18 protein-coding genes and 2 pseudogenes are annotated in these 23,830 nt (G+C 47.1%); 13 read left to right on the top strand and 7 right to left on the bottom strand.

Going from position 1 to position 23,830, the window contains the following annotated elements; translation table 11 throughout:
* Positions 1-39: 39 nt before the first annotated feature.
* Complete coding sequence (locus AC0WRU_RS18000) at positions 40-1,044, bottom strand: LLM class flavin-dependent oxidoreductase (RefSeq protein ID WP_476125804.1); 1,005 nt, start codon at positions 1,042-1,044, stop codon at positions 40-42.
* Positions 1,045-1,216: 172 nt separating this feature from the next.
* Here AC0WRU_RS18000 and AC0WRU_RS17995 point away from each other — a divergent pair, with 172 nt between their 5' ends.
* Positions 1,217-1,540, top strand: a complete 324-nt coding sequence (locus tag AC0WRU_RS17995; RefSeq protein ID WP_025686365.1) for a DUF3817 domain-containing protein — start codon at positions 1,217-1,219, stop codon at positions 1,538-1,540.
* 136 nt (positions 1,541-1,676) lie between these two features.
* Here the strand turns inward: AC0WRU_RS17995 and AC0WRU_RS17990 are convergent, their stop codons facing one another.
* Entirely contained in the window at positions 1,677-2,627 is a 951-nt protein-coding gene (locus AC0WRU_RS17990; RefSeq protein WP_476125803.1) for an acetylxylan esterase, read from the bottom strand.
* 39 nt (positions 2,628-2,666) lie between these two features.
* Positions 2,667-2,930, bottom strand: a complete 264-nt coding sequence (locus AC0WRU_RS17985; protein WP_245233456.1) for a YkgJ family cysteine cluster protein — start codon at positions 2,928-2,930, stop codon at positions 2,667-2,669.
* 297 nt (positions 2,931-3,227) lie between these two features.
* Here AC0WRU_RS17985 and AC0WRU_RS17980 point away from each other — a divergent pair, with 297 nt between their 5' ends.
* Entirely contained in the window at positions 3,228-3,485 is a 258-nt protein-coding gene (locus AC0WRU_RS17980; RefSeq protein WP_025686368.1) for a GlsB/YeaQ/YmgE family stress response membrane protein, read from the top strand.
* A 106-nt stretch (positions 3,486-3,591) separates the two neighbouring features.
* Here the strand turns inward: AC0WRU_RS17980 and AC0WRU_RS17975 are convergent.
* A pseudogene (locus AC0WRU_RS17975) lies at positions 3,592-3,791 on the bottom strand (MFS transporter); the annotation flags it as partial.
* A gap of 311 nt (positions 3,792-4,102) precedes the next feature.
* On the opposite strand from AC0WRU_RS17975, the gene AC0WRU_RS17970 reads away from it, so the two are divergent.
* The 3 genes from AC0WRU_RS17970 to AC0WRU_RS17960 all read left to right on the top strand — a co-directional run bounded on the left by AC0WRU_RS17970 (position 4,103) and on the right by AC0WRU_RS17960 (position 6,464).
* A complete protein-coding gene (locus AC0WRU_RS17970) occupies positions 4,103-4,954 on the top strand; it encodes an amino acid ABC transporter substrate-binding protein (protein WP_476125802.1) in 852 nt (283 codons plus the stop codon).
* A 74-nt stretch (positions 4,955-5,028) separates the two neighbouring features.
* Positions 5,029-5,697, top strand: a complete 669-nt coding sequence (locus tag AC0WRU_RS17965; protein WP_283652894.1) for an amino acid ABC transporter permease — start codon at positions 5,029-5,031, stop codon at positions 5,695-5,697.
* A 14-nt stretch (positions 5,698-5,711) separates the two neighbouring features.
* Positions 5,712-6,464, top strand: coding sequence for an amino acid ABC transporter ATP-binding protein (locus AC0WRU_RS17960; protein WP_476125801.1), 753 nt, complete (start codon positions 5,712-5,714; stop codon positions 6,462-6,464).
* A gap of 72 nt (positions 6,465-6,536) precedes the next feature.
* Here the strand turns inward: AC0WRU_RS17960 and AC0WRU_RS17955 are convergent, their stop codons facing one another.
* Together AC0WRU_RS17955 and AC0WRU_RS17950 are read right to left on the bottom strand one after the other, a co-directional pair.
* Positions 6,537-7,817 carry an AAA family ATPase gene (locus tag AC0WRU_RS17955; RefSeq protein WP_025686373.1) on the bottom strand — a complete coding sequence of 427 codons (1,281 nt, stop codon included), beginning with the start codon at positions 7,815-7,817 and terminating at the stop codon, positions 6,537-6,539.
* A gap of 1 nt (position 7,818) precedes the next feature.
* Positions 7,819-9,276: an RtcB family protein gene (locus AC0WRU_RS17950; RefSeq protein ID WP_476125800.1), complete on the bottom strand. Its 1,458-nt coding sequence runs from the start codon at positions 9,274-9,276 to the stop codon at positions 7,819-7,821.
* Positions 9,277-9,824: 548 nt separating this feature from the next.
* Here AC0WRU_RS17950 and AC0WRU_RS17945 point away from each other — a divergent pair.
* From AC0WRU_RS17945 to lpdD, 5 genes are all read left to right on the top strand, one after another.
* Positions 9,825-10,154, top strand: coding sequence for an ArsR/SmtB family transcription factor (locus AC0WRU_RS17945; protein WP_476125799.1), 330 nt, complete (start codon positions 9,825-9,827; stop codon positions 10,152-10,154).
* Between the two features lie 30 nt (positions 10,155-10,184).
* Entirely contained in the window at positions 10,185-11,969 is a 1,785-nt protein-coding gene (locus AC0WRU_RS17940; protein ID WP_476125798.1) for a SulP family inorganic anion transporter, read from the top strand.
* Positions 11,970-12,500: 531 nt separating this feature from the next.
* A complete protein-coding gene (locus AC0WRU_RS17935) occupies positions 12,501-14,126 on the top strand; it encodes a S8 family serine peptidase (protein WP_476125797.1) in 1,626 nt (541 codons plus the stop codon).
* A gap of 525 nt (positions 14,127-14,651) precedes the next feature.
* Positions 14,652-20,156, top strand: a complete 5,505-nt coding sequence (locus AC0WRU_RS17930; protein WP_476125796.1) for a S8 family serine peptidase — start codon at positions 14,652-14,654, stop codon at positions 20,154-20,156.
* Between the two features lie 181 nt (positions 20,157-20,337).
* Entirely contained in the window at positions 20,338-20,688 is a 351-nt protein-coding gene (lpdD, locus tag AC0WRU_RS17925) for a prenylated flavin chaperone LpdD (RefSeq protein WP_476125795.1), read from the top strand.
* 8 nt (positions 20,689-20,696) lie between these two features.
* Here the strand turns inward: lpdD and AC0WRU_RS17920 are convergent, their stop codons facing one another.
* Positions 20,697-21,284: a hypothetical protein gene (locus tag AC0WRU_RS17920; RefSeq protein ID WP_476125794.1), complete on the bottom strand. Its 588-nt coding sequence runs from the start codon at positions 21,282-21,284 to the stop codon at positions 20,697-20,699.
* A 247-nt stretch (positions 21,285-21,531) separates the two neighbouring features.
* Between AC0WRU_RS17920 and AC0WRU_RS17915 the strand changes: the two genes are divergently transcribed.
* From AC0WRU_RS17915 to AC0WRU_RS17905, 3 genes and pseudogenes are all read left to right on the top strand, one after another.
* Positions 21,532-21,804 (top strand): hypothetical protein, encoded by a 273-nt coding sequence (locus AC0WRU_RS17915; RefSeq protein WP_476125793.1) that lies wholly within the window; start codon positions 21,532-21,534, stop codon positions 21,802-21,804.
* A 256-nt stretch (positions 21,805-22,060) separates the two neighbouring features.
* A pseudogene (locus AC0WRU_RS17910) lies at positions 22,061-22,532 on the top strand (hypothetical protein).
* A gap of 215 nt (positions 22,533-22,747) precedes the next feature.
* On the top strand, positions 22,748-23,821 hold the full coding sequence (locus AC0WRU_RS17905; RefSeq protein WP_476125792.1) for a YrpD family protein: 1,074 nt from the start codon (positions 22,748-22,750) through the stop codon (positions 23,819-23,821).
* Positions 23,822-23,830: the final 9 nt, after the last annotated feature.

The raw sequence follows: 23,830 nt of genomic DNA, 5'->3' as shown, positions 1-23,830 counted from the left end.
TGTGTTCCCAAAGCTTAGCAGCTCCAGGTGGAGCCATGTTTAAGCCAAATCAAATGCTTTGGCAAGCAGACGATAGGACTGAACACGCTTATCAAAGTCATGAATGGAGGAAACAACCAGTAGCTCATCGGTACGATACTGTTCAGCCAAGCGTAGCAATTGCTCCTTACACTGATCGGGTGTACCGACAACGCGCCATGATGCAGACTGACGCAGTCGTTCACGATCAAACTCCGTGTACGGATAGGACAGCGCTGTTTTCACCGATGGCAGTGAAGTCATTTCTTTGCCTTGCATGAGTAACAGGAAAAACAAGCTGGCGCTGGAAGCCAACTGTTCGGCTTCTTCTGTAGTTTCAGCGCATGATACAGTAACTGCCGCCATGGAGCGGGGTTTATCCCCAAGAATGGAAGGCTGGTACTGATCGTGGTAACGTGCGGTAGCTTCCACTCCGCCCGGTGTGCCGAAAAATTGGGCAAAAGCATAGGATGCACCCATCATCGCGGCTAATCTTGCGCTTTCTCCACTGGAACCAAGCAGCCACAGCTCAGGAATGGTCGAAATCGTCGGTGCCGCATGAAGCCCGGCAAACCGATGGTCGGCAGGCACGGAATCATGGAAATAATCAATTAAATCGAGAATCTGTTGTGGATATTGCTCGACGGATTGGTACTTACCTTCCTGCAAGGCACGTGTAGCCAGCGGCAAACCGCCGGGAGCACGTCCCAGCCCCAGATCAATTCGGGCTGGATGAAGCGCCTCCAGCAGCCGGAAATTCTCAGCGACTTTATATGCGCTGTAGTGGGGCAGCATAATACCGCCTGAGCCGACGCGAATACGTGATGTATTTGCAGCCAAATGTGCGATCAGCACCTCAGGACTGGAGTGTGCAAGCATTTTGGAAGCATGATGCTCAGACACCCAATAACGGCTATACCCCAGCTTGTCGGCTTCACGCGCCAAAGCAGTTGTATGGGATAATGCATCCTGAGCAGTACCGCCTTCAGGAATATGAGACTGGTCCAATATACCCAGTTTAAGCATTTTGCAATCACCTCTTACACAACTGTATCAAACACAACTCATTTGGTCAAAACCTGAAGTTGGATGGTTTGCAGTTGTAGTTGAATGGGTTGGAGTTTAGGAACCTTTTCGTTATAATGAAGGAAGTGTAGGGTGAGAGAACATCCTTGCTTTTGGAAAGGGGAACGAATTTGTGTTAAGAACACCTTTGGGGCGTGTCCGACTCATGCTCTGGATTCAAGGTATAGCGTATTTGGCGATATTATTCACCCATCAGCCGCTACAAGCTGCGGGCATGACCCAGACGGTCATGGTGATCGGTAACATATACCGGATCAGCTTTCTGCTGCTCCTTGTCGCTTTGATCTATGGCAAAACAGCGCTGAATTGGTCCCTCCGGCGGCCTTTATTCATTATATTTGCATCCTTCATTCCTTTTGGCCTGATCATTATGGATTGGGTGTGGGTGAAAAAATGGACAGGGGATTCGGCAGCAGAACAGCGAGCCGCATCGTAATTTTTAGTATAGGTCGAGTGAGATTCGAGGATTTGCTCCTTAAGCCTCGCAAGCGAGACTAGCCCCGGTGCAGCAGAGAAGAGAGAGCATTGCGCAGTTTGACGCGTGGTGTTTTTTTTGTGCACCGGAAGCTAATTTAATTGAATGCGTTCACTAAAAATTCAGCAGTTTTACGTCTTTGGAAGCCTTCCACCCAATGTCCCGTAAATGGATAAACTTCAATCGTCGTAGGTGATTCAATGCGATTATAAGCAGCAAAAATCGTCTCTGGCATGCAAACAGTATCCTGGAGTCCGACTGATACCATGACTGGAATACGAATGCGATGAGCAAGATTCATGACGTCAAAATAACTTAATGTATGTAGCACCTGCTCCAAATGCTCCGGGAATCGGTTTGCGAATTCGGCAGCTTCCGTCAGCGAGCTGGTAGAATTCATCATACCAAAATCCATATGGCACATATTAGGAATGTCAGCCACCGTAACAGCAGCTTTATCGCTGAGCGCAGCCACCATTAATGCAAGGCCGCCGCCCTGGCTGGCCCCAGAGATTGCAATTTTGCTCGCATCCACATCCGACTGCTCCGACACCCAATCCACGGCTCTAAGGGCATCTGTCGTTATCGTTTTGTAGTAGCAGGTATCTTTATCCAAAATCCCTTTCGTTACCCAGCCTTTAACCGTACCATGAGGATCGTCCAAACGGTCTCCTGTTTCACCACCCTGACCACGTACATCTACGGCAAATACAGCAAAACCAAGCATCAGCCAGGACGAGTAATCCTCAGGATAGCCCTTGCCACCTGTATAGCCATGGAAAAGGACAATACACGGCAACTTTTGATTTCCGGCAAATTGGGGGCGTATATACCATGCATGCAGCGGCGTATCATCCACACCTTCAAAAGTAACCCGTGAGGCATGAATATGAGGATACGGCGTTTCCACTGGTGTTTTGAACGCACGCACGGGCTTGGCTTGTACCTCTTCCAGCGTTTTGTTCCAAAACAGCTCGATATCCTTCGGGGCGGTCAGATCCGGTTGATACTGCTTCAATTCGGCAATTCTTTTTTCAATGATATTCATAGTAAAAAAATCCTCCTTCATAATAGAACGAATATCTACTCAAGCTTTCCCCGGTAAAGTAGACTCTTCCAGTCCTCTCAGCAGCTCAAATGCTTCTTCGTTTGTGCTTCCGCACGTATCTTCATCAGCATGAAATCCACTGCATACGGCTGGACGCTCAGGTTTGCCAAACAATCGGCAGCGGTAATCCGTAGTGAGCTGTGGGCAAGGGACACCAGCCGGTTTTCCATCGGGCATGCCGGGAATAGGGGATGAAATCGTAATAGCAATACAGCACGCGGCGCATCCGACACGACACTCCAGTTGGGGTCACTCCTTATCATCTGTTATTTTTGCAATGTATGCATGAAGCGACTTCAATGAAGCCATAATGTGAGGATGGCACAAAAAAAGCAGGAACACAAGGCTGACTGTAGTTTATACACACTTTGCACACAAGGGTTATAAATAGGGAGGTAGGCACGTAGGATGGTATCAAGCTCCTAAGTCATTGTTCTGTTCATTAGGTAACATTAACCATTTGTGCTCAACGTGTTCAAAAGGAGTTCGAGTGGTTAATAATAGAACACAACGATAAAAACTTAAACGAGGTGACGCAAAATGAGTTGGTTATGGGCATTGATTGTTGGAGGTATTATTGGTTGGTTAGCAGGAATTATCGCAGGTCGTGATGTTCCGGGTGGCGTGATAGGTAACATCATCGCTGGTTTTATCGGTGCATGGTTGGGTAGCTTGATTCTGGGAGACTGGGGTCCTGAAATCGGATCGTTCTACATCGTTCCTGCATTAATTGGTGCGATTGTGCTGGTCGTGATTGTAAGCTTGATCTTCCGCTCCGTTGGACGGAGCAGGGGCTAACACATAAAATATCGATTCCACTAGTCCTTATAGGGCATAAGGGTATCAAATGAAAAGAAGCAGCTTCAGCAAGGTTCACAAATGAGCCTTGCTGAAGCTGCTTTTTTTATTGAAACCGCCTGATATGAGGCACACATAAAACGCCCAACACGATGCACATGCCAATGGTTGAAAACAGGCCGATGGTGAAGATGCCGCCAAGCTTGTCCGCGATCGCACCCACAGCCAGATAACCTACAGGCAGCAGAGCAAAAGAAAACATCAGATCCAGACTGGCTACACGGCAAAGGATTCGGAGGGCACCATTAAGGCAAGGCCAACGAACAGATACGGCAGTTTCATAGGAAATATTACTAATCTCCATATTGAAATCTATTATACGAGACCTCTGACGTAAAAGGTACAGAAAAAAGTTACTGCGAGGATAGATAAAATGAATAGTCTAACTATGAATGAGCCAACCTAGGATGACTTGGATTCCAGAAGTCATATAGCTTACCTTTTGCATAGGAATTATTGGATAAAAGCATTGACATGTAAAAATGAATGATGTACTATTCAATGAGCCAGCTACGTGCTAGGTTATCAAGAAAAAGGAAAAGAGTGTGGTGGTTAACATGAAAAAATTTAGATTTTTACCAGTCGTACTGATCGTAATGGCTTTGCTGGTTTCGGCCTGCGGCAACAACGACAAAGGGGCTAATTCAAATAATGCTTCTACCGGGGATACCGGATCAAATAATGGAAAAGCAGATACAACCGCTATGGCTACTTTGGAATCTGTAAAAGCGAGCGGCAAGCTGCGAATTGGTACGGAAGGTACCTATGCTCCGTTTACCTACCATGATGCTGCTGGTAAGCTGACAGGCTTCGACGTCGATATTGCGACTGAAGTAAGCAAGCGTCTGGGCGTACAGCCTGAGTTTATCGAGACACAATGGGACGGCATATTCGCAGGATTGAACTCCAAGCGGTTTGACACGGTGTTTAATGAGGTGTCTATTACCGATGAACGTAAGCAAAAATACGATTTCTCCGATCCGTACATCGTGTCCAAAGCGGTTCTGATCGTAAGCGAAGATAATAATGACATCAAAAAGTTTGCTGATCTGAAAGGTAAAAAGGCCGGGCAATCCCTGACCAGTAACCTGACTCGAATCGCGAAGAGCAACGGCGCGGAAATTGTGGCAACGGATGGATTCGATCAGGCGATTGGTCTCCTGACATCCAAAAGGGTCGATGCGACCGTCAATGATGGTTTGTCCTACCTGGATTTGAAAAAGCAAAAGCCTGACGCTCCCATCAAAAAGGTAGATGAATCTTTAGATGCTTCACACAGCGCGGCTGTTTTTAACAAAGGTAGTGAAGACTTGATCAAGGAAGTTAACAAAGCGCTGGCTGACATGAAGGCTGACGGTACGTACCTGAAAATTTCCGAGAAATATTTTGGAGCCGACGTATCCAAATAACACACGAATAACCGGAGTCTCGCCATGTCGAACCGAATTTTCGCAAACTTATCTTTTTAAAGGATGTCTGCACAATGGATGATCGCCAGATACAAATTATTATCGATTCATTACTGCCTCTGCTGAAAGCAGGGGTTTCTTTCACGATTCCGCTCACACTTATCTCTTTTGCTCTGGGCTTGATACTGGCGCTGGTTACGGCGTTGGCTCGACTGTCCAAATGGAAAGTACTCAAGCTGATTTCCGGTTTCTATGTGTGGGTGATTCGGGGAACACCGTTGCTGGTACAATTGTATATTATTTTCTACGGTTTGCCTTCAGTTGGCATTACGCTGGACCCTTTCATTGCTTCAGTGATCGGCTTTACGCTCAGCGTGGGGGCTTATGGCTCCGAAATTATGCGTGCGGCTATCATATCCATTCAGGAAGGTCAATGGGAGGCTGGCTACTCCTTGGGGATGACGCGTTGGCAAGTACTGCGACGTATCGTGCTTCCGCAAGCAGCCCGTGTATCCGTACCGCCGTTAGCTAATTCTTTCATCAGTTTGGTCAAGGATACTTCGCTAGCTGCGACCATCACCTATGTGGAAATGTTCAGAACAGCTAACCAGATTGTAGCCACCACGTATGAGCCGTTATTGGTGTATACCGAGGCGGGGGTTATTTATCTGCTGTTTAGCACCGTATTGACCGTGCTGCAAAATTACTTGGAGAAGCGGCTGAGCCGTTTTTCCGTCAGATAAAGGAGATTGTACCGGTGATCCAAATTCGGAATATACACAAATCGTTCGGCTCGCTGGAAGTGCTGAAGGGTGTTAATGTGACGTTGGATAAAGGGAAGGTGCTGGTGATCATCGGCCCGTCCGGCTCTGGTAAAACAACGTTTTTGCGCTGTCTGAATTTGCTGGAGGTTCCCGATCAGGGTGAGATTCAGGTGGGGGATATTGCACTGAATTTTGCCAAAGGAACGAAGTTGCGGCAGGAAAGCATCTTGGCGCTGCGCAAGCGAACGGGTATGGTGTTTCAATCCTACAACCTGTTCCCGCATATGACAGTAGTTCAAAACGTAATGGAGGGACAAGTCACCGTTCAAAAGAAAAATAAGGACGAGGCACGCAAACGAGCATTGGAGCTGCTTAAAAAGGTGGGACTGGCGGACAAAGCGGAATCCTATCCCCATCAGTTGTCGGGCGGACAGCAGCAACGGGTCGGTATTGCCCGGGCAATGGCGGTGGAGCCTGAGGTGCTGTTATTCGATGAGCCGACCTCTGCGCTTGACCCCGAGCTGGTAGGTGAGGTGCTCAAGGTCATGAAGCAACTGGCTGCCGAAGGCATGACCATGGTCATTGTCACCCATGAAATGAAATTTGCCGCCGAGGTCGCTGACCATGTGATTTTGATGGATCAGGGCGTGATTGTGGAGCAAGGTTCACCTCATGAGGTACTTGAACGCCCCACCAGTCCACGGGCTATTCAGTTTTTGAATCGTCTGAGCGGGGAAACAGAATAAAAAGAAGATGGAAAAAGAAGAACCTCTACATGCGCCATTATGGGCATCAGAGGTTCTTCTTTTTATTACGATTTAGAAGAATCCAACTCGTCCTTCAGCTACATTTTTTAACCAGTCCTGCTTACGGCTCTTATCCAGCTCGCCTCGCATACCTTTAATAATCAGCTCAATATCTGTTTTTCCACTCTCATGCCATTCCAGAGCAGTGCTGACATACAACTCGCCGAGCTGGGCCAGAGAAAAGCCGTCAGTCATCGCCGCCGCCTTCTGCGTACCCGCTTCTCCTGCAAAAATAAGGAAGTTGCGCAGCTTGAGATACGCCAGTCGCAGCGCTTCGTCCGGCAGACTGATCTCATAGGCACGGTCAAAGCGACCCGCCCGGTTCATCAGACCCGGATCAATTTTTTCAGGATAATTGGTCGTTCCGATCAGGAAAATGCCCTCCTTGGAAGTAGCACCATCAAGCGTATTCAGGAAAAAGGAACGAACCTCCTGCGGCATGGAATCAATATCCTCAATGACCAGAACCATAGGCGCCAGACGGGTAGCCGCCTCGAACACCTCTTTGACCGATTCACTGGTCGTATACTCCGTAATTTGCCAGTAGGCGGCCGGACCCGGTACGCTGCTCGCAATTGATTTTACAAGTGTTGTTTTACCGTTGCCTGGATGGCCGTATAGCAGAATACCACGCTTGTAAGGAATGTTATAAGTCTGATAGAAAGAACGATCTGCTTCAAAAAACTGATCGAGTGATCGGAAAATATCCCGCTTGATTTCCGCTTTCAAAATCACGTCATCTCGCGTAATTGCGCGGGTTATCGGCTCCGCCTGCCGGGAAAGTCCACGACTTGTGTCGGTAAAGACGGTGACACGCTTCATATTTTGCTTGCGTTCACGACCGCGTACTCCCGCGAGGAAGCCTTGCAGCTCCTGATCGCCTATCGCAAATACGTAATCTTCATTATATACGCCATTATCACGGAAAAAGGGAACTCGCGCCAGCGCGATGCCCCACTTGGGATAGGCGAATACATTATTACGCATCGACAGGTGCACGCCGTATTCTGGGGTCGGCCCGTCATCATCATACTGGATGGTGCGTTCCTCCAAACGATCGAAGACCCGTGCCACATGCTCCAGATCAGGGCTGGCTGAACGAATATCCTCCTCCAGCAAATCCCAATACTCAATATTGGGATCGTCGCTGGCATACAGCTCATATTTTACACCATAGCGGTTATAGAGTGCTTCACTGATGCCGTCGATCAGACGGGCATAAGCGGCATAACCGGTAATGCGCCCATCTGTACGTTCATCAAATTCGTAAATAGCCGGGATGTCTATACTCAAATTATTTGGCTCCTTTCAGGGCGGCCAGCGGCTTACACTTGGCTACAACTGCTGCGAGTCCTGCCCCGGTAACACTTTCAATAATATCATCTACATTTTTGTAGGCTTGCGGAGATTCGTCGATAATGCTTTCCAGCGATGCCTGATTGACCACAATTTCGTCGTCTGTCCCTACACCCAGCGCCCCTGCAAAATCGTCCACACTGACGAGCCGTTTGGTCGCAGAACGCGAACGAATACGGCCCGCTCCATGGCAAATGGAGTGAAAGTTATCCTGACCGCCTGGTAAACCTACCATAATATAAGAGGCTGTCCCCATAGAGCCGGGGATCAGGGCCGGATGCCCTGTCGCCTGATAAGGCCGAGGATTGTCGGGGTGCCCTGCTGGGAGAGCGCGCGTAGCACCTTTACGATGCACAAACACGTTACCGTGATCCGGGTGAGATTCCTCCCAACCATAATTGTGCATCAGATCGTACAAGGTGCGCAACTCGCATTTTGTACCAAAGACATCACGGAAGGCTTCACGCACGGAATATGCGATCAAATGTCGGTTCACCACCGCATAGTTCAATGCCGAGTACATCATATTGATGTAATGTGCAGCCTCGGGATGATCCAGCGGTGCGAATACCAGTCTCGGGTCGGAGGTACCGAGTCCGAGACGGCTCATCGCCTTGGCAATGGCAGATGAACTGGTCTGGCTGACGGCTCCACCCCAAGCCCGTGATCCGGAATGAATCATCACGGCAACCTGACCGTCGAACATACCCCAAGCTTCAGCTGTTTCGCGGTTTTCTTCCGCGATTTCAATCGCCTGAATTTCGACGAAATGATTGCCTCCACCCAGCGTGCCGAGCTGGCGGTGAGCCCGGTGCCATGTGCGATCTTCGACAAGGTTGAGTACCTCCTCATCAAATGAGAACTTACTGTGTTCTACATGGGTGAGTGAGGTGGATTTTTTAGGCGTGTAGCTGTCCGGAATATATTTATTAGGTAATCCATGCAGGCCCTTGCGTACAATATGCTCCAGCCGGATATCTGAATAATGTCCGCGCTGGTGGGCTTCCATCGGCAAATATTTATCAATGGTCTTGACCAGCTTGCGGCGCAGCTTGGTTTCCTTCAAGGCATCCTTGTGTAAATTCGTCAGGTGTACGCGCATGCCGCAACCGATATCGCTGCCGACGATGGAGGGAGATACATAGCCGTCCTCCATTCCCCATACCGCTGTCGTGCCGATGCAGGTTCCAACGCCTACATGCACATCCGGAGTATAGCCCATATAGCGGATACCGGGAATTTGTAAATTGTTATTAGCCATCTCGAACACTTTGTAATCCAGCGAGGAGAAAAGCTGCTGAGAAGCATATACGGTCAAATCGCCAGCCGGAAGCTTCATAAGATGGCTGTAAGGTCCCTTTTCTAAGAACGAGTCTGTTGTGTGTTGTATATTCATATGGTTGGATAGTTCCCTTCTTCATGTAAGTCTAAAAATACATACAAATTAAGCTCTAAAAAGAAAATAAAAAAAGCCGCAGACTTGTCGTCTACGGCTTCCTGCACCGAAAGTGTCATTACACGTCATGATCTATACATCATTAATACGTAAAATAACCTGTTCTTCCAATAGCATTAGATACAAAAAAGCCTGGTTAATCACGCCGTCAGACAGCGCGATGTCACCCATCATGTCGCCCGAACGGGGCCGATGAGACGAAAATTCAAATATGTGGTTTTGTCATGCTGCCTGTCTGTCACCATCATGTAAAGCTCAGTCATGTCTGTCGGCCCCCTTTTCTTAAAGTTAATTGCAATGTTAATGGAAACCTGTGGAAGCTGTCAACCCCAAAAAGAGGAAGTATGGAAAGATGTGACTTTAATCATAGTGAAGTGTGAGTTAGTTCATAGTTCAAATGAACTAAACCTGTTATTGTCTAAATATTCAAATATTCAGATATTGTTGATGATTTACAGGACAATTTTTGTGAGGGGGACGGAGCAAGCATGGAAGGAGATCTCCAGAAGTTTAAGTCCGACTTTTTCAAAGCATTGGCTCACCCTCTGCGCATCCGCATTCTGGAGGTGTTGAGTGAAGGGGAGCGGAACGTAAATGAGCTACAGACTGCGCTTGGTTCCGAAGGCTCTGCCGTATCGCAGCAATTGGCCGTATTGCGCGCCAAAAATTTGGTGAGCAGCATCAAGGAAGGCACGACAGTTGTTTACTCGTTGCGGGACCCGCTCTTGACGGAACTGCTTGCGGTGGCGCGGCAAATCTTTGACAATCATCTGGTCGAAGCGATCTCGTTGCTGGAGGGTATACGGAACGAGAAGTAATGCTACTACAGAAAAGAAGGGTTACAGGGGATGAAGTGGATGGGAAGGTTCGAGGGATATAACGCAGGAGCTTTGCGAAAGGACCTGATTTCCGGAAGTATCGTGGCAATTGTGGCCATTCCGCTCGGTATGGCGTTTGCCATTGCATCGGGAGTAAAGCCGGAATACGGGCTGTACACGACCATAGTGGCAGGAGTTTTGGTTTCACTGTTAGGAGGGTCCAAATTTCAGATTGGCGGACCTACGGGCGCTTTTATTCCAATTTTGCTGGCTATTGTCATGCAGTACGGTTATGAGAACTTGCTCATAGCCGGTTTCATGGCAGGGATTATGCTCATCTTAATGGGCGTGCTGAGGCTGGGAGCGTTAATTAAGTTTATCCCTAAGCCGGTAACGATTGGCTTTACGGCGGGCATTGCCGTGACGATTTTCAGCGGTCAGATTGCTAACTTTCTTGGCTTGCGCGGAGTAGAGCGGCATGAAACGTTTCTGCCTTCTATGGCAGAGCTGATCCATCGCCTGCCTTCACTGAATGTATACAGTATTCTGACGGCGTGTATCTGTCTTGCCGCCCTCATTCTGGTGCCTAAAAAATGGCCCAAGGTACCCGGTTCACTCGTCGGCCTGCTCTTATCCACGCTGGTGGCAGCCTGGCTTTTTCCGGGTCAGGTGGCAACGATCGGCTCCGCATACGGCGCAATTCCGGCATCTCTGCCAGAGCTGCATGTTCCAGGCGTGACCTGGGACCTAATTGTGAAGCTGCTTCCGCCCGCACTTGTCATCGCAATGCTGGGAGCTATCGAATCCCTGCTTTCGGCGGTGGTTGCTGACGGCATGACGGGAGCCCGGCATGACAGCAATCGTGAGCTGGTCGGACAGGGTATTGCCAACTTGCTCACACCGCTATTTGGCGGCATTCCTGCGACGGGGGCGATTGCGCGCACAGCCACAAATATCCGCAGTGGTGCCGTGTCTCCCATGTCGGGGATTGTACACGGCTTGGTTGTGCTGCTTATTCTGGTGGTTTTTGCTCCGTATGCATCCAATATTCCGTTGGCGAGTATGGCTCCGGTGTTGATGGTGGTCGCCTGGAATATGAGCGAGCGCAAACATTTTGCACACATCCTCAAGACGCGGACAGCGGACTCTATCGTACTGGTTGTCACCTTTTTGCTGACGGTATTTACGACGCTGACCACGGCTGTTGAAGTAGGTCTGATTCTGGCGGTTGTGCTGTTCGTCAAGCGTATGAGCAGTACACTTTCAGTGGATAAGGTGTTACCCGATCCTTCTGTCAAGCATGAAAAAGTCGGCGCGCATATGGTTACAGAGCAGCATGATTGCCCACAGGTGGCGATTTATAGTGTGGAAGGACCTCTATTTTTTGGTGCCGCTTCGGCATTGGAAAATTCGGGGATGGGAGGTCAGGCTGACCTCCAGCAAGGGATTTTGCTGCTGCGTATGGGTAAGGTTCCCTTTATGGATATGACAGGAGAATCTAACTTTACCGCATTGATTCAGAAATATCGAAAATCCGGTGGAACGGTGCTTGTTTCCGGCCTTCAGCCGCAGCCTCTGGCATTACTTCACAAAACCGGATGCTACGACATGATCGGACATGATCATTTTTTCGAGCATACAGGAGAAGCCCTCACGGCAGCCATAACACTGGTGGATCGGGATACATGTCGCGGGTGCAGGCAGATGGCTTTTCGGGAATGTGCCGCCCTATGCGACAGATCGAAAGCACTATCAAAACCATCCATTTCGGATGGAGCTGTTCCGGTTCCCATACCTGTAAACAGCGGTAGATAGCCCTCTCTGAACTCTTCTATTGGAGTGCAGAACGAATGCCGAAAAATCTCTTTTATTTTTACGATTAGCAGTGCACCCTCAGATTAGCACCTGCTCGTAAAAACGGAAGAGGTTTTTTGCTTTTCTAAGAAAAAGGAAAAAAATTCAAAGAAATGCTTGTATATCTGTTTTTATGACATTATACTAGATTCAAAAGATACCATTTGTATCATTCTTTTGTTTTAATTTGGCTTTTAATGCACGGATATTAAACTCCTCGATAACTTCTAGCTTCCTACCCTACTTTTTTCTTCACGTTTTTCTCTTACTTTTTCCAAAGCGATATAAGCTAAATTTTAAAATTTACATGCTGTTTCTTTCGGTCCTGCCCTCTTGGCTGTTCACCACAGAATCATGACCTATGGATTCCATGCCAGAATCTATATTTTTTGAAGGAGGTGAGGGCCAAAGGTTATTTTGTGAGCTTTTCACGCAAATGTCGGCAGGTTGTTCTTGAGAACCACAAAACCAATTAAAAGGAGATGGAAAGTATTGATTAAGTCGAAAAATATCAAAAAGACGTTATCGGCTAGTTTTACTGCTATTCTTGCTTTTTCTCTGATTTCTCCGGTGTACGGAGATGCGAGCACAACCACCGCAGCAGGAGCTTCGACCATTTCCGCCAAGGTTTCAGCCAAGTTGAACCAGCAATTCAGTGACAGCGAGTACGTCACCTATCTGGTTAAATTAAAAGATCAGGTAGATATAGAGTTGGTTGCCAAGCATGCTTTCCAAAAGGCTTCCGCAGACCAGATAGCCCCCGCTGCCGCTAAGCTTTCTGTGCGTACAACGGTTGTGAACTCTCTCATTGATACTGCTGAAAAATCTCAACAGCCTGTGGAAGAATACTTAAAGAAGGAGGTCAATAACGGAGGCGTCAAAAAGTACAAGAGCTACTTTATCGTGAACGCGCTTGCGGTAACGAGTACCAAGGAGGTACTGGACAATCTGGCCACACTTCCTGAGGTAGACAAAATTTTACCAGATGAAACGCGGGAGCTACAAAAGGTTGAAATAGATAAGGATGTCCAGCCAGAAGTCGGGGAACCGGCAACTGAACAGGCGGTAGCCGATCAAGCGGCTGTAGATACGGCTGTAACAGAAGAAAGTGCACAAAAATCCGTGGAGGAATCCGTATATAAGGATGCTGTAACGCCGAGCCGGGTGGAGTGGAATATTTCTAAAATTAAAGCTCCACAGGTTTGGGCCAAAGGCATTAACGGTAAAGGAATAGTTATCGCGAATCTGGATACAGGCGTGGATTATACTCATCCAGCGCTGAAAAGAAAATGGCGTGGTCTGAACGCTTCCGGTAAAGTCGTTAATCCGGAACTGAGCTGGTATGATGCAGTTAACGGAGCATCCCTGCCGACAGATTCCCATGGACATGGTACGCATACGATGGGTACAAGTGTTGGCTCGGATAGCAACGGTACGAATGAAATCGGGGTTGCTCCTGGTGCCAAATGGATTGCCGTTCGAGTATTCAACCCGAACACAACAGATTCCATTCTTCTGGACGGAGGTCAATGGTTGCTGGCTCCAGTAGACAAAAATGGCAAGAAGCATCCTGAGCTTGCACCGGATGTGGTGAATAACTCATGGGGTGGCGGACCTGGGCTGGATGAATGGTATCGTCCTGTCACCAAAGCGTGGAGAGCGGCACAGATTTTCCCTGAGTTCTCTGCAGGTAACACCTCTCTTTCCAATCCGGGCGGACCTGGATCTGTGGCCAATCCGGCAAATCTGCCGGAAGCTTATGCCACTGGAGCGACTGATGTCAACAACAAGCTGGCCAGCTTCTCGTTGCGTGGTCCTTCTCCATATGGCGAAGTGAAGCCTGAAATATCGGCTCCTGGCGTAAACATCCGCTCCTCTGTTCCTGGCGGAGTATATGAGGGGGGCTGGAATGGTACATCTATGGCAGGCCCCCATACGGCCGGATTAGCGGCATTGCTGCTCCAGGCCAAGCCATCCTTGACAGTGGATCAACTGGAGGATGTTATTTCGAAAACAGCGACGCCGCTGACAGACAGCCAATATCCAACTTCACCGAATAACGGCTATGGGTATGGCCTGATCGACGCGTTGGCTGCGGTCAATTCGGTACTTAACTAAGAATGATCTGATCGTGCTTTAGAGAGAATTCGGAAATCCTTTTGAGCGGCTCGTCCAGAGATTGCATACACCTGCTAACCGTGTAATGCAACTATTTACGCAGCCGCTATAAAGGGGTTTTCGTACATAGAAAATACAAAAATTAAAAATTCCAAAGAAATTGCAAAAAAATGACTTGTATATCTGTTTTGATAACTTTATACTATCCATAATATATGTTTATATATCAATTTTTAATATAAAATGTAACGATATAACATGTTCTCTCTTCGAAGTGCTCCTGCTTATTCTCCTTGGTATCTGCTGAATTTCTCACTTGCTATTTTAGATTCGCAAACTCACCTATGAAATAAACTCACCTAAGAAAAATCCAAATCGTTTTATACCTCTATATTCTATGAAGGAGGTGGTTGCCCACCATATCATGTTGTGCAGCCCGTAGGTTTGATGTGCAAGGCATGAGGTCTTACTCTTGTACAGGTTATACCAGAAATATTAAACCTAGTAAAAGGAGTGGAGAAGTAATTGATTAAACCTAAACGATTCAAGAAACCGCTATCTATCGGACTCTCTTTGCTTATGGCCTTTTCATTTGTCCAACCCGCTTTGGCGAATAACACACCGGATGGCTCCAAGCTGGAGCTGAAATCAGCCTCGCACAAGGTCACGACCGCGAAGGTATCCCCGAAACTGACCAAACAGTTTGAGGAGAACAACTATGTAACCTATCTGGTCAAATTAAAAGAACAGGTAGACACAAACAAGGTTTCCAAAAATGCTCTCCAGAAGGCCTCACTTGAGAAAATAACGCCCTCCGCTGCCAAAATGGCTGCGCGCAGCCATGTGATCAGCTCTCTACGTGAAACCGCTTCAAGAACCCAATACGGGCTTGAAAATTATTTGGATAAGCAATCGGAGAGCGGTGGAGTGAAGGAATATAAAAGCTACTTTATTGTCAATGCCCTGGCGGTCACAAGCACCAAGGAGGTGCTGGACCATATTTCACAGTTGCCTGAGGTAGACAAAATTTTGCCGAATGAAACACGTTATCTGCAAAAGGTGACGGTTGACAAGCAGGCAGAGGGAACAGCCGCCAAAGCTGCTGAAACAGCGACAGCGGACACGGCAAAATCTGCAACGGCAGAGAAAGCTGTAGAGCTGGAGAAGGACGATAGTAAAACATCGGCGAAGCCCGGCAATACAGGTAAGAACGCTGTAGACCCGTCTACCGTGGAATGGAATATATCACATATTAATGCACCCCAAGTATGGGAACAAGGAATCGATGGAACTGGAATCGTCGTCGCCAATCTCGATACAGGCGTAGACTACACTCACCCAGCCCTGCATCGCAAATGGCGCGGTCTGGACGCGGCAGGCAATGTCGTGAATCCCGAGCTGAGCTGGTACGATCCGCATAGTCATGCGACGCTTCCAGTCGATCAGGAAGACAGTTCCCATGGTACGCATACGATGGGTACGATGGTTGGCTCCGAGGAAAATGGGACGAACCGAATAGGCGTTGCACCTGGTGCGAAGTGGATTGCGGTTCGGATTTTTAATCCGGAAACAACGGATGCGATTATACTCGATGGCGGTCAATGGTTGCTTGCGCCAAGGGATGCTCAAGGTAACCTTCATCCCGAGCTTGCACCGGACGTGGTGAACAATTCGTGGGGCGGCGGACCCGGCCTCGATGAATGGTTCCGACCTGTGGTTCAAGCATGGCGGGATGCACAGATATTCCCCGAGTTCTCCGCAGGTAACACCTCTCTTTCAAATCCGGGCGGACCTGGATCGGTAGCGAATCCGGCTAACTATCCAGAATCCTTCGCCACTGGAGCAACCGATCTCAATGACAAGCTGGCCAGCTTTTCACTGCTGGGACCGTCGCCATACGGCGAGGTGAAGCCCGAAGTTTCCGCACCGGGGGTAAATATTCGATCATCCGTTGCTGGAGGTGCCTATAAAGGCGGATATAACGGAACTTCCATGGCGGGCCCTCATGTAGCGGGACTTGCGGCTCTGTTGCTGCAAGCGAATCATTCGCTTACCGTGGATCAACTGGAAGAAATTCTGGAAAATACAGCTACACCACGCACGGATAGCACATATCCGACCTCTCCGAACAATGGCTACGGACATGGTGTCATTAATGCGCTGGATGCAGTCGGCTCTGTCGTCCAGGGCTTGGGCTCCGTATCCGGTAAAGTTGTAACAGGTGGAGATGATCTGGAAGCGCCTGTTCTGGAGCATACACCGTCTGCTGCGGCATTCGAGGGCATTGATATACCTCTGACTGCTCATGTAACGGATAATGTCGGCGTGACAGCGGTTGAGGCATTTGCCAGAACAGCGGGTACGTCAAACTATGTATATATTCCGCTGGAACGGACCTCCGGCGACAGCAAAGATGGTACATATCAAGCGTCCATCCCGACTTTCTTGGTGGATAGCGCCGGTCTGGAATACTATATTCGCGTGAATGATTACGGCAATAACGGTTTTGAAACCGAAGTGTACAAGGTTAATGTCTCCAAAGGCGTCAAACCTGGCCACACACAAGACTTTGAAAAAGACATTGCTGGTATTAATATCGGTGGACAGGGCAGTGTTTGGAAATGGGGAACTCCGACAAGCGGCCCTAAAAGCGCACATTCGGGTACAAAGGTCCTCGCGACCAATCTCGAAGGCCAATACCAGACCAATTCCAACAGTTATTTTATGGCTCCTCCAATTGATCTGACCGAAAGCCCGAAAGGGGCACTGGTTAGCTTCAAGCATTGGTACGATCTTGAAAACAATTCTGATTTCGGCAAAGTTTATGTGGCAACCCAAAATAGTCAGAATGCATTTGAGCAGGTATTATCGTTTACGGGCACCAGCAACGGCTGGAAAACACAATATCTCGATCTGCGAGCATTTGCAGGTCAGAAGGTATACCTGCTGTTCAACTTTACAAGTGATAATACGGTTGTAAAAGATGGCTGGTATATCGACGATCTGTCGATTCAGGAGCCGGATACCGTTGCACCTGCCGCGCCAAGCAATCTAACTGCCGATGCAGATACGGTCGGCAACGTCTCGCTGGCCTGGAATGCTCCATCCGATGAAGACGTGAAGCAGTACAAAGTGTATCGCTCCACCCAATCGGGCAAAAATTACACTTCGTTGGGTACAACCTCTGGATTGACATTCACTGATACGATTACGGTCGGCGACTCGACCTATCATTATGCAGTGGCGGCCGAGGATTACAGTGGTAACGAGGGTGCCAAGTCGAACGAGGTTTCTCTGAGAGTAGAAGTGCCGGATACGCTGTATAGCGATCAATTTGACGGCAGCTCGGATAACGGCTGGACTCATTCCGGGACCAAGGATGAATGGGAACGTGGCATCCCCAAAGAAGTGGGACCAGAGAGTGCGGTATCCAAACCAAACGTATGGGCAACCGATCTTGATGGAAGCTATGAGAACGGAGCCGACTTTTCGCTAGTTTCTCCAAAAATGAATTTGAATGGTGTAAGGAACGCAACACTGACCTTCAACCACTGGTTTGAAATTGAGGCAGGCTATGACTACGGTTATGTGGAAGTGTCCAAAAATAATGGCGACACGTGGACAGAGCTGGGTAAATTCTCTCACAACACGAGTGGTAAAAAATGGGCACCGGTTTATTACAATCTGGATAGCTATACCGGCAACGAGGTTCAATTCCGCTTCCGTTTGAAGTCGGATAATAGTGTGAACAAAAACGGTTGGTACATTGACGATTTCCGTGTGCTGGGCATTCCAGCTTCGACAGTGACCAAAGATGTATTACCTGAGTCGAATATCAAGCTGGAAAAAGCGGAAGAACAATTCCCGCTGTACAAGATTACAAGCACTGAAAAGAGCGAATTTCAGGAAAAAGTGAAGCCGACGGAAACAGCGGTGGACAGCGGACGTGTCGGTCTCGACAGTCTTCCAGCCAGCGCCACAGTTACCGTACTGGAAACCGGACGTTCGGTGAAAACAGACCCGACTACGGGCAAATACAGCTTCATTCACGTAGCTGGCGATTATACGCTGAAGGCTGAAGCCTATGGGTATGTGCCGCAAACGAAACAGGTCACTATTGAAAATAATAAAGTGGTGAGAGCGAACTTTAGTCTCCAAGCGGTACCTCATGGTACGATTCACGGAGTCATTACCGATAAGCAATCCGGTGAACCGATCCGAAAAGCGAAAGTGCTTGTACTGGAGGATGCACGCATTGCTCCGGTAGAGACGAATGAGGCTGGAGAATTTACGCTGGATGTGCTGGAAGGGACCTATACATTATCCATTGCAGCGGAAAATTATTACAGCGACAGTGTCACGGTCACAGCACCTCCGAACGGTAGTGTGGAAGCGAACGTAACATTGAAGCCATTTATCGGCTTTCAGGGAGGTATCGCTTATGATGACGGTACCGGGGAAAATGCAAGAGCCTTTAACGCCGCAGGCAACTCCTGGGCAGTCAGAATGACACCTGAGTCAGAGGTGGCTCAAGTGACAGGAGCGTCGCTTCTGTTCTGGAATTCAGCCTTCCCGAATCCGGGAGGAACGGCGTTCAAATACTCCGTATATGATGCCTCTGGTGCGGCAGGCGCACCGGGACGTCTGCTGGCTGGTCCATTCGACGGCACAGCCGTTCGGGATGAAACACAGTGGACGACCGTACAATTCCCTGAACCCGTAACGGTTCAAGGCGACTTCTATATCGTCTATACGCAGCCAAGCGCGGGCACGCAATCTCCGGGTCTTGCTACAGACGAAAGTGGACCCAATGCGCTTCGTAGCTGGCAAGGTGTAAGCGGCGCATGGAGCCAATCACCGGAGGCTGAGGGAAATTACATGATCCGGGCGATTGTCAGATATCCGGTTAATGCGCCAACGATTACAACACCAACGAAGGCAACGTATACGAAGGAAGAGACAATTACCGTTACAGGTACTTCCCCGGCAGACGGGGCGGACATCCAGCTTTTTAACGGTAAAGAACTCGCTGGCACAACCAAGGTGAAGGATCGCCAGTTCAGTCTGGCGGTCGATCTTCAGCCGGGTGCCAATCCGCTGAGTGTTCAGGCGGCGGTATACGGCAAGTTGACGGATCGTTCCGAGCCGGTGGTCGTCATACTTGACCAGACTAAACCGGGTCTGATCCTGACTTCGCCGGATGAAGGAGCTCGTACAAATGCGGGTGTCGTCAGTGTAACCGGTACGGTGTACGACGAGTTCCTCACCGACTTGACGATTAACGGTGAGCCAGCCGAATTTGGAAGTGACGGCAGCTTTAACAAGCGTCTGCTTATCAATGAAGGGGAAAATCAAATTACGGTAACGGCCAAGGATCTTGCCGAGAACGTAACGACGGTTACCCGTTCAGTGTATGTCGATACAGCTCTGCCGAAGCTGGAAAATATCAGTCCTGCTGAGGATGTGCGTATCACTCCAGGGCAACCGGTGCAGGTATCCTTCGACAGTGCGTCCGGATTGGAGGCATCCTTCCATGTGGAATTGCCTTTCAATCTGACCACCTTGGCCCGAAACGAAATTCCGCTAAACGAAACTTCGTCAGGTCATTATGTAGGAACTTACTTCACTTCCTCCTCTCTGAGCCTGGAAGGCGGAGTCATTGTGATCCGGGTAAGGGATGCAGCAGGAAATGAAGTGGAGACGGAAGCACCCGGAAGATTGTATGTAACGAAGGGTGGAGGGCAGGACCCTGATCCGAATCCTCCTACCTCTAACGAGAAACCAGTTGCGATCATTCAGGCGAATGATTCAGCCAAGAAGAATAAGAACGTTCAGTTTAACGGAAAAGCCTCACGGGATGTAGACGGTGAAATCGTCAGCTATAGCTGGAACTTTGGCGATGGCGATACAGCGTCAGGCTCCAAGGTAAAGCATAAATTTACCACAGCCGGAACGTATACCGTAGAGTTGACGGTGACAGATAATAATGGCGCAAGCGGTAAAGCTGCGCATACCATCACGATCCGTTAATCAGGTGCATGGAATGTTTCTTTTAAAATAACAACAGAAGACCCACAGCAAGCTACCATTTATGGAGGCTTGCTGTGGGTCATTTTTGAATTGTGGAACAGGTCTGGAAGCGATACAATGAATAGAAACATACAAAGTGAATGTATTCACAATATTATTTTTTTAGACAGGAGAGAATCATATGATTCATTTGGAAAAAGAAAGCGGACGTATCCGCCTTGTGCTGGATGCCTATTTTATGGGAGAGGACATAGTTGTACTTATTTCCGGCGGTGATCAGCCCCATCTGGGAACGATTACAGCAGGTGCTAGACTGGAGCCGATTCAAACCGTTCAATTGCAAGCCCACAAGGAATTTTATATTACCGAAGAAATTGCCGTTGGTTTGCGAAAAGAGTTTGCGGGCAACTTTGCAATTTGCTGCGGGGCGCATTTGGATCATGCAACCAAGGACGAGATCCGAGTGCTGACAGACATGGCTATACAACTGGGAAAAGAGCTCATTGGAGAACTCAAGCAAGCACGCTTGTAGCAACCTTTTTAAGTGAACTCCCGAATGAGTAGATTGCGATAGGGATACTTACTAAAGGGATACTTAAAAAGTAGTGCAAAGCCATCATCCTCAATTTGCACGGATTTTAACGCAGAGGATGGAATTAAACTACGGACCATTACATTAACTGCACGCTGGTCTTTCCTGTTGATTGCTTTGGCTAAGGCAGAGGCAAAGCATCGATTGCGTGCCAATTCGAGATACAGCGGAAAAACGGCTTTGGCGATGGCACGGTGAACCCTCGGCTCAAATGTAAACTGCACCGTAACGGGTGGAATCGTCGTTCCGTTCGTATAATAGAGCATCGGCGGCTGAGCTAAAAAGGAAATAAAGTAGCCGATGCCATTCGTGCCCAGTCCTTGCTTGGCGGCAAATGGAGCTACCGAGCAAAGGAGGGATTTCATCTGATCCAAATTGCCATGCACCACAGCTCGTGACCATTGGACGGCAAAAGCACGGCGGGTTGCAATGGCCTTGTAAAATGGCAGCATGGCGGCGGATATTTTCCTGAGTGTGTCAGCATTTAAGCGTTTGTGAGGCGAACCCCTTCTGCGGGATGTTGCACGATATACCATAGCTCCGACCTCCTTGGCAGGATGCTCTCATGGAGCGCATTTTTCAGTAATAGGTAAAATACTGTATGCTCGATCACCTCGAAAAGTGCTTATGTATTTGTATTATAGGTTGGCGATTCAGGTGTAGCTAAAAAATTTCGATGCTCGGAAGTAGGTAATTAAATCATTAAAAGAAATAAGTAATCAAGTAAAACGATGATTTTATTAGGATTTATAGGGAATAAATCTAGATAATAGAGGAAAAAGCATGGAAATTATAACTAAATATTTGCCTTTAGTCGGAGCTGGATCTGTAGTCGCACTAGCCATACCAATTTTCAAAGGTATTGCGCTAATTAACTCATCTCCTCTTGAAAAGTTATTGTACAAGAGCAACAAAAAATATATGGTAACGCCACTGTCAATTGCTCTAACTGTCGCTACTACTGCTACACTAATTGTCATCATGGGTTTTTTTACAGGTGATATCAAAAACTATAAAAGATTTGAAGGTGATAATATTAGAATCTTCAATTCTTAGCTTTTTATTAATGCTTAATTATTTATGTGACTTTATATTTTGTAGCAAAGAAGATAGGAAGAGTATATTATAAACGGCACAGATATTCAGCTTTACTTTTTAAAAACTACTGATGAGGGGTATATTTTATTGTCTGATAAACCAGACATTTATTCTAGGGATGGATTTAAGATATTAAAGAAACAAGAAGACATACTTAATAAGCAGATTTTTTCAAAAAGAACCAATTCATAATATTGGAGGGGATAGTTCGATCATGAATCTAAAAAAGCATCACACAATGACCTGCACGTTAAATAGCGGCATTAAGGGAACTGTAAACCTATCCAGCAAACAAATACAGAACTGGATAGAATCTTATCGTGTAGGAAGTAAATATTGTGACGACAGTAGGAAAAGAGCATTTTGGATTGAATCCTGAGCTTGTAGCAGACTTTAAAGTACATAATGAGTTTAGTGAGCAGAGGGAACATGTTGCAGCAATACAACCAACAGCAGAAAGCAAAGCCAGTGAACAGTTATCAGAAGCATACAGCCAGTTTAAAACATTAATTCAGGTAGAATGTAAATGTGGAGCTTCCTATATAGAGGAGTCAGCGTATAAAAGGAGTAAATGGGGCTGTAAAGAATGTAGGGAAATTGTGTTTATGGATAGCAAAAAGGGTATGGTGGATACAGTGAAGGGCAAAGCTTGGTATATGACTAATAGGTATTTTGTTGTGAGATGAGCAACTGACATGTGTCGGTTGCTTTTTTATGCTAACCCAAATAAAGAACTTAAATAAAGAAAAATTGACTAAAACACATTGTATATATGTCTGTTTTTTCTTAGAGATTAACATTTAATGTTTTAAATAGATTTTTATGTTGACAACTAGGGAAAAAGTGGTAGAATTATTTCGTGTAATATTTTCAAAAATTTTCTATTTAGGAGAAAACAAAAATGAAAAAGAAAATGGTATTACCAATTTTATCCGCTGCTATTTTAGTTTTTTCTCCGTTTGCTGGACATATTGCAAACGCAGAAAGCGCAGAAAAAATTTTGGAGGGTACAAATGGGCGAGAAATTGTAATACATAAACCCGATGATATATCTAGTTCAAAAATTAATGAACTTGTAAACCGTTTTAAGAAGGGAATTGAAGAGGACAGAGCTGGCAACCAAAAGATAAGTTTGAATAAAAATGTGTCGGAAAGTGTTTATGATAATGCCATTTATGATTACACTATTATAGGTGAAGATTATGTATACAGATATGAAGAGGCCCCAAACAAAGCTCCAGAACTTACAATTGAAAAGCCGGATGTTAAATATTTACCTGAAGGTAAAAGTGACGGGATCACTACTTCTGCGTATGTCATTAAGGACGGCATTGGTGGTAGACAAAACATAGTCAAATCAGGAAACTATTTATCAACTCTGTTAAGGCTCCCGCTTGACTCGCAAGTTGTCCAAGAGACAGCGGCATATAACTATTCTGGTTTCACTTCAGGCGCTTATGAAGCAGATATGGGTTTAGTCTATGATTCTACTGTTGGCCCTGGTTCTCTTGAAAAAGGTTGGAAACCAACAATGGTTGTAAAAAGAAATGGAGTGGAAAGTCATTCTAGCATTGTTGCAGGATATGGGAATGTACAAGCCGCTAATGCCTATTTATCAAATTCAGATGTTGTTTTATATGTGTGGTATAATAACAATGGAAAAGTAAGAATGAAAATTAGCGGTACAGCAACATGTAGGGATGTTGGTTGTTCAGATGGAACAAACACCAGTTTGATTTCTATTATGGAAACTAATAATAGTCTTAATCTTAATACTCTGGATCATTGGAAACTTTTATCGACTGTTGTTTCAACAGATGACAGAGGTAGAAATAAGGGTACTTACTCAAGTATAAAAGTAAATGATGTGGCGGTTCCGAGCAGTGCTTTTAGCGCTCCTCTTCTAGATCATTCTTCCATTACAAGAGATGGTAATAATACAGTTACAATAATAGCTGATCAAAATTTGCGCTAAGAAGAGAGG

It is taken from the genome of Paenibacillus sp. 1-8, from assembly GCF_056316205.1.
The sequence above is the reverse complement of the archived record's forward strand: the minus strand, read 5'-3'. Positions and strand labels throughout refer to the sequence as shown.